At 45.4% G+C, this 6560-nt stretch carries 6 protein-coding genes; 3 read left to right on the top strand and 3 right to left on the bottom strand.

The window, feature by feature from the left end:
* Window positions 1-170 precede the first annotated feature (170 nt).
* The gene (locus OKX56_RS10205; protein WP_019226506.1) at window positions 171-317 is read right to left on the bottom strand and encodes a hypothetical protein; all 147 of its coding nucleotides are present in this window, start codon (window positions 315-317) and stop codon (window positions 171-173) included.
* 688 nt (window positions 318-1005) lie between these two features.
* Between OKX56_RS10205 and lepB the strand changes: the two genes are divergently transcribed.
* The 3 genes from lepB (at window position 1006) to OKX56_RS10190 (ending at window position 4204) form a co-directional block, all read left to right on the top strand.
* Window positions 1006-1539, top strand: coding sequence for a signal peptidase I (gene lepB / locus OKX56_RS10200; protein ID WP_423779588.1), 534 nt, complete (start codon window positions 1006-1008; stop codon window positions 1537-1539).
* 54 nt (window positions 1540-1593) lie between these two features.
* Window positions 1594-2940: a DNA recombination protein RmuC gene (locus tag OKX56_RS10195; protein WP_019226504.1), complete on the top strand. Its 1347-nt coding sequence runs from the start codon at window positions 1594-1596 to the stop codon at window positions 2938-2940.
* 175 nt (window positions 2941-3115) lie between these two features.
* Window positions 3116-4204: an SPM autocatalytic domain-containing protein gene (locus OKX56_RS10190; protein ID WP_019226502.1), complete on the top strand. Its 1089-nt coding sequence runs from the start codon at window positions 3116-3118 to the stop codon at window positions 4202-4204.
* Window positions 4205-4301: 97 nt separating this feature from the next.
* On the opposite strand, the gene OKX56_RS10185 is transcribed toward OKX56_RS10190, so the two are convergent.
* The gene (locus OKX56_RS10185; protein WP_019226501.1) at window positions 4302-5666 is read right to left on the bottom strand and encodes a VWA domain-containing protein; all 1365 of its coding nucleotides are present in this window, start codon (window positions 5664-5666) and stop codon (window positions 4302-4304) included.
* On the bottom strand, window positions 5647-6525 hold the full coding sequence (locus OKX56_RS10180; protein WP_019226500.1) for an AAA family ATPase: 879 nt from the start codon (window positions 6523-6525) through the stop codon (window positions 5647-5649). The genes OKX56_RS10185 and OKX56_RS10180 overlap by 20 nt, the downstream gene beginning before the upstream one ends.
* Window positions 6526-6560: the final 35 nt, after the last annotated feature.

The raw sequence follows: 6560 nt of genomic DNA, 5'->3' as shown, positions 1-6560 counted from the left end.
AGAGAGTGATAAACTAAGCCATTACATATAAGAATTGAAAAACCAGGAGAATGAGTCAATATATCTCATCTTCTGGTTTTTTGGTTGTGTGGTTTAAGCGAAAAACAAAGTGTTTTTCAGTGGCCTCATTCAAACCCCACTTTTCTTATTTTATTAAAATTTTTTAGAATTTAGAAGATAACTCCTAAAGCAATTAAAATTAATATTGCAATGGCAATGATCCCGACTCCAGCTCCACCATAAATAGGAGCTACGGGAGCAACCGGAGCTACAGGTGCCATAGGTCTGCAACAACATCCACCGCCGTATCTAAACATAATATTCTCCTCCTTTCAAAATTGATTTAAATTAGAAAACAATACCCAAAGCGATTAACAGAAGAATAATTACAACAACGATTGCAATACCACAACCACAACCACCGAGACCTCCTGCTGCGCCCCCAACTACTCCATCATAAGCCATTTTTTGAATGCCCCCTTTCCTCATAAAGAATAAACAGCTAGAGAATATAGCTCATAAGAATATCATAAGAACTTTATAGGCCAACTGATCTAATTTTATTTAGAGCCATTAACGTGTAAGTTAAATAAGTTATTCTCTAGTGTCCTTACACTATATGAGACACGACTGAGAAATGGTACTATATGGAAAAAAGGATAATAACTGCTAAAATGTTAGGGGCATATACGTTTGGAGTTTTACTAGGATTTTATTAAGGAACTTAAATAGGCTGAGTAACTGGTATTAGTTTCTTTATCAATAAAAAAATGAATTTTTGATCCTAGAAAACATGTGTATAGCGTGATGGGATAAAGCTTTTGTTCGAGTCTTGCTTTTCATTATGGTTTTTGTTATCCTTTTCCATTGGGGGCATTTTGTTTTTTTCAGTTAGTAATAGGCAGGAATATATAGATTAATAGAGAAAGTAACTTAGGTTTGGGCTAACCTTTGAAATTGGAGATATTGAAGAAATGTGGAAGGTGATTTGTGTTGAAGGGTTTTATGAAATCGTTGTTTGAATGGGTCGTCATCGTTGCAATTGCTTTTGTTCTCTCTTTGGTGATCCGAAATTATTTGATTGATACCCGAATCGTCCCGACCGGCTCGATGCTGCCTACGATTCAGCTTCAGGATCGTTTAATCGTGGATCGGTTCTTTTATAAATGCGGTGATATCAAGCGCGGAGATGTTATTGTTTTTGAAGCTCCCGAGTCTATGATGAAGGATGAGGACCTCGTCAAAAGAGTCATCGGCTTGCCCGGAGAAAAGCTTGAAGTCAAAAATGGAAAAGTCTATATTAATGACAAGGTTCTAGATGAGCCTTATGTCGAATATCCCGCTGATTATGAATATGGGCCTGAAAACGTGCCGGAGGATTCCTATTTCATGATGGGGGATAACCGTCCTGCCAGTTACGATAGCCATCGTTGGGGCGCCTTGCCCAAGGAGAAGATATTGGGAAGGGTCTGGATCAGGTACTGGCCTTTAGACAGTATGGGACCCCTGACCAAATTGCCTGAAGATTATTTGAAGTAGGATCAAACCGCAAAAACGATAACGCCAATAATATGGATATGCGAGGGATGCCCGATGGATCCAGTCTTCCTTTATGTCATCAGCGCAGTCATGGTCGGGATCATTCTCGGATTTGGGACAGGATTCAGTATCCGTGGAGGCCAAGCCAGAGGACTACTGGAAAAAGCCCGGACGCTTGAACAGGAGAATGAAAGGCTGCATGCGGAACTGAATCAGGAATATGAAAGAAGAATGCAAAATTCCGCTGTCATTTCTGAACTGCGTACCCGGCTTGAGATGGAGCAGACAGCGTATGAAGAGAAATTAACGCTTCTCAGTCATGCAAGGGAGGAGCTCAGTAACGGCTTCAAGGCCTTATCCGCTGAAGCGCTTAAGAATAACAATCAGTCCTTTCTCGAATTGGCAAAAGTTGTGCTTGAGAAGACCCAGGTCCAGGCTTCGGCTGATCTGGAAAAAAGGCAGACTTCTATCGATGAACTCGTAAAGCCTTTGCGGGAGTCGCTCGACAAAGTTGATCTGAAGATTAACGAACTGGAACAAAAAAGAGCAGGGGCTTATGAAGGGCTGCTTAAGCAAGTCGAAAATATGGCGTTCGGGCAGGAAAAGCTACAGCGGGAGACCTTGAAGCTGACTTCTGCTTTGAAATCGCCGACTGTCAGAGGACGCTGGGGAGAAATCCAGCTGCAGCGGGTTGTAGAACTGGCCGGCATGGTGGAGTACTGTGATTTTTACCAGCAGGAGGAAGTCAGCGGGGAGTCCGGTAGGCAGCGCCCGGATATGATTATTAGGCTTCCGGGGAATAAAACGATCGTCGTCGATTCCAAGGCTCCGCTCGCGGATTATCTCGAAGCTGTGGAAGCACTCGATGAAGACCAGAAGAGAACAAAGTTGTCGGGCCATGCCCGGCAGGTCAAAAATCATATTACCAAACTTGCCGCGAAGTCTTACTGGAACCAGTTCGATTTTACGCCGGAATTTGTTGTCATGTTTCTGCCGGGTGAAACCTTTTTCAGTGCCGCGCTGCAGTCAGATCCGGAACTCATCGAATACGGCGCCGGGCAAAGGGTCATCCTGGCGACCCCGACAACGCTGATTGCGCTGCTTAAAGCCGTGGCTTACGGCTGGAGCCAGGAACAGATCAACGAAAATGCCCGCCATATCAGCGAGCTCGGTAAACAGCTCTATGACAGGATCAGCGTTTTGACCGAGCATTTGTTGGACATCCGCAAAGGACTCGCTCAGGCCACTCAGGCTTACAATCGGGCCGTTGGCTCCTATGAAAACCGGGTACTCGTGACCGCCAGGAAATTCAAAGAGCTCGGGGTTGCCGGAGATAATGAGATCGGTGAGATGGAGATCCTCGAGACCGGGCTTCGGGAGATTGCGGCAGGAGATAATTAATATTTTAGGAAAGTCTGAATGCCGGACTTCCCAGTCGAATGCTACGTGATTTTAAAAAGATGTATGATTGCATCTTTTTTTGATTCCAAGCAAAGAAATGTCTTCATGGGTCTTAAGAAAACTAAAAATCTTTACGATAATAATAAGGAAGTCTAATATCCATGGAGGGATGAAGATGAAGGTTTTAAGTTCAGCTGTTGATCTTTATTCGGACTACAAGCTGGAACAGCAAAAGACCGTCAATGAAAGGCTGAAAGCCTGGGTTGACGGACAGGGCACGGATGCAAACGATGAAACAGAGCCAACTGCGGATTCGCTGACACTTTCGGGTGACGCTTTGGCTAAATTACAGGAGAATCCCGCAGTGAGCAGCTCAGAAACAACTGCTGAGTCGGAAGATGAATTTTTTGAACTCAGCCCTAGGGAGAAAGAAATTATCTCCCTGTTAGAAAAATTCCTTTCCAAACTGTCCGGGAAAAAGGTAACGATTGACGTACCGGACAAACTAACTCTTTCAGGTCCGGGTAACAGTGATTTTGGTCACCTAATGGCAGCAAAGAATGACGGCAACAATAATGGGAACGGCAGTCAGAAGGTTGGCTGGGGCGTTAATTATCACTATGAAGAGTCCTATACAGAAAAAGAATCCATGAACTTTTCAGCCCAGGGCACAATTCTTACCGAAGATGGCAGTGAAATAAAATTTAAGCTGAATATCGCTACAAGCCGCGAGTATACAGCCTATCAGCGTATCGATATCAAAGCTGGAGATGCTTTGATCGATCCGTTAGTGATTAATTACGGTGCAGGCGGCGCAAGCCTGTCAGGATTTAAAACGGATTTTGACCTTAATGCCGACGGAACGCAGGATACAATGTCTTTCCTGGCTGAAGGCAGTGGGTTCCTTGCTTTGGATGAGAACAGCGATGGAGTCATCAATGACGGCAGCGAGCTCTTTGGACCGACAAGCGGAGATGGTTTCGGGGAGTTAGCCGAATATGATAACGATCAAAACGGCTGGATCGATGAAAACGATTCCATCTACAAAGAACTTAGCCTTTGGATTAAGGATGCCACCGGCAACGACCAGCTACTGGCCTTAAGTCAGGTTGGAATTGGCGCAATCTATTTAGGCAATGTCGATTCGCTATTTTCACTGAAAGATACGGATAATCATTTAGACGCTCAGATCAAGGAAACTGGCATATTTCTAAAAGAGAACGGAGAAGCAGGGGCGGTCCAGCACGTAGACTTTGCGGTATAGCGAGAGGATAAGCTAATACAAAGGGACGAATTTTTTATTCCCTCAATTAAATAATGGGGATAAAGATTCGTCCCTTTCATTTCGCGGTTGTCTTAACCTAAAGAGAGTTCAGAAATTGTTCCAGCTCTTCAATATTCGCTACAGAAAATGCACCGGTACAATACTCCTGGTATTTCCCCATCAGACAGTCGCCCTTGTCCCACTGGTCCTTGCTTAGGGGATTCAGCCAGTACAAGGCTGCGGCTTTTTCTTTGATCTGGGCCAGGACGTCGCTGCCGTCCAGCCTGTTCCGGTTGTTTTTGCCATCTCCTAAAATCAGCACCGTGGTTTTCTTCGGCAGGAAAGGCAGATAGCGGTCGGCAAACTGCAGCAGCACATTACCATAATGGGAGTAGCCTGTGCGGTTATAGCCGCTAACTTTGCGCAAATTGCTAAGTGAGCCTGTCCAGTCCTGCTCCTGGAAATAATCTGTCGCTTCCACGAGCTGATCAACGAACAGAAATGAACGGACGTTGGCATAGCGCTGCTGCGTCGCGAAGACAAACATCAGCATGAAGTAAATAAATTTGCTAACGGAATTGGACATGTCACAGAGCAGCCAGAGGTCGGGTTTCGATTGTTTTCGCTGCATTTTTATCAGGTTCAGCGGGATTCCGCAGGTTTTCAGGGAATGTTTGATGCTACGGTTCAGATTGATAGTGCCGCTTGGACCTACTTTGCGGCGCCTTCCTTTGCGGACGGCCAGTTTTCGGCCTATCTTCTGGATTTCCTGCGACATTTGAGTGATCTGCGCGTCGTCGCAGTCCAGAAACGAAACCGTTCGTGGATTTCGTTTTTTCATTTCCTGGATCAAATGCTCCGAACTCATATTTCTAGCCAGCTGGCGTTCAATTTCATCTTTGAGTAAATGGTTCCATTCTTCAAGGGCTGCCCGTGCCGCCAGGTATTCCGCTTCAGATAGTTCATTCTGTTGGTAAGCCTTTTCAATATGGCTGGCTGCTTCATTCCAACCGCTCTGGGTCCGGAAAGCAGCCAGGCCTTTTTCGCGATCCTCGATGCTGAGTTCAAGATTCAGGTTCAAGCCCTGCAGGACAGCATAAATCAGATCGATTTCATTGTTCAGCACGGCCTCAATCAAGAGCTCTAGCGGGACAGTTTTGCCGGCACTTCCTCCGTGGCCTTCTTCCTGGGAAAAGCGGCCCCGGCTTTTTAGAATGCCCAGATGGTCCGACGACATTTCCAAATCAGGGCCAAAATATAACTCGATCAGCCATAAAGCATAATCAGGGCCCCAAGGAGATTTGATCAGCGTCGTATTAATGAGGTGATAAAAAGTATATTTATCCATTTTATCAAGATCGAGCATTTTCAGCAGCCGGATGCAGTCAGATATTTCGCGTGAATTTACGTTAATGCCGGATTTTCTGAGCAGTCCGGCAATTTTAAGAATGAAGTATTCCATCAAACCAATCCTTTTGGTTCACTTTTTCCAGGACATGCTGGCAGTCATCCTGGTATTTGAAAAGGATGTTCAGCGCGCTGGAAGCGACTTCCGCCGTTAGTTCTTCGACCTGCAGCTGTTCCAGGATGTTGACCCAATCGATCACTTCGCTGATGCTGGGGTGTTTTTTGAGCTTCTCGAGCCGCAATTTGCGGATGAAAGTAACCGCCTGTTTGCCAAGGCTCTCCTTTAGATTCGGGAAGTGGATCTGAAGAATCTCAAGTTCTCTCTGCTCGTTCGGGTAATCAAGATGAAGGTACAGACATCTTCTTCTTAGCGCCTGGCTTAAGTTTCGCGTGCTGTTGCTGGTCAGCAGGACGGAAGGGATGCTCACAGCGGAAATCGTTCCAATCTCCGGTATTGAAATTTGCCAGTCCGACAGAATCTCCAGCAGAAAGCTTTCAAATTCCTCGTCGCTTTTATCGATTTCATCGATCAACAAAACGGAAGGGGTTTCGCCTGTTATGGCCTTCAACAGAGGCCTTTTCAGCAAAAACTCATTTGTATAAATATTCTCACTCGTATCAGACCACGCGTTGGTTCCCGGTCCTTTGGTCTGAATATAGAGAAGCTGTTTCTGGTAGTCCCATTCATAAAGAGCTTTGCCTTCATCGATGCCTTCATAGCACTGGAGGCGGATCAATTCTCGATTGAGGTACTGGCACCAGGCCTTGGCAAGCTCAGTTTTTCCGGCTCCGGCCGGACCTTCAATTAACAAGGGTTTATTTAGCAGCAAGGAATATTGCAGGATCATGGCGGTACTGTCATCGGCTATGTAGCCGTGTTGGCGTAATCCTTGCTTGATTTCATCTGCATTCATGGTATCCAGTTCCTTTCTCACTTAATATTATCATT

Source organism: Dehalobacter sp. (assembly GCF_030063005.1).
Classification (GTDB): domain Bacteria; phylum Bacillota; class Desulfitobacteriia; order Desulfitobacteriales; family Syntrophobotulaceae; genus Dehalobacter; species Dehalobacter restrictus.
This window is presented reverse-complemented; position numbering and strand designations above follow the sequence as displayed.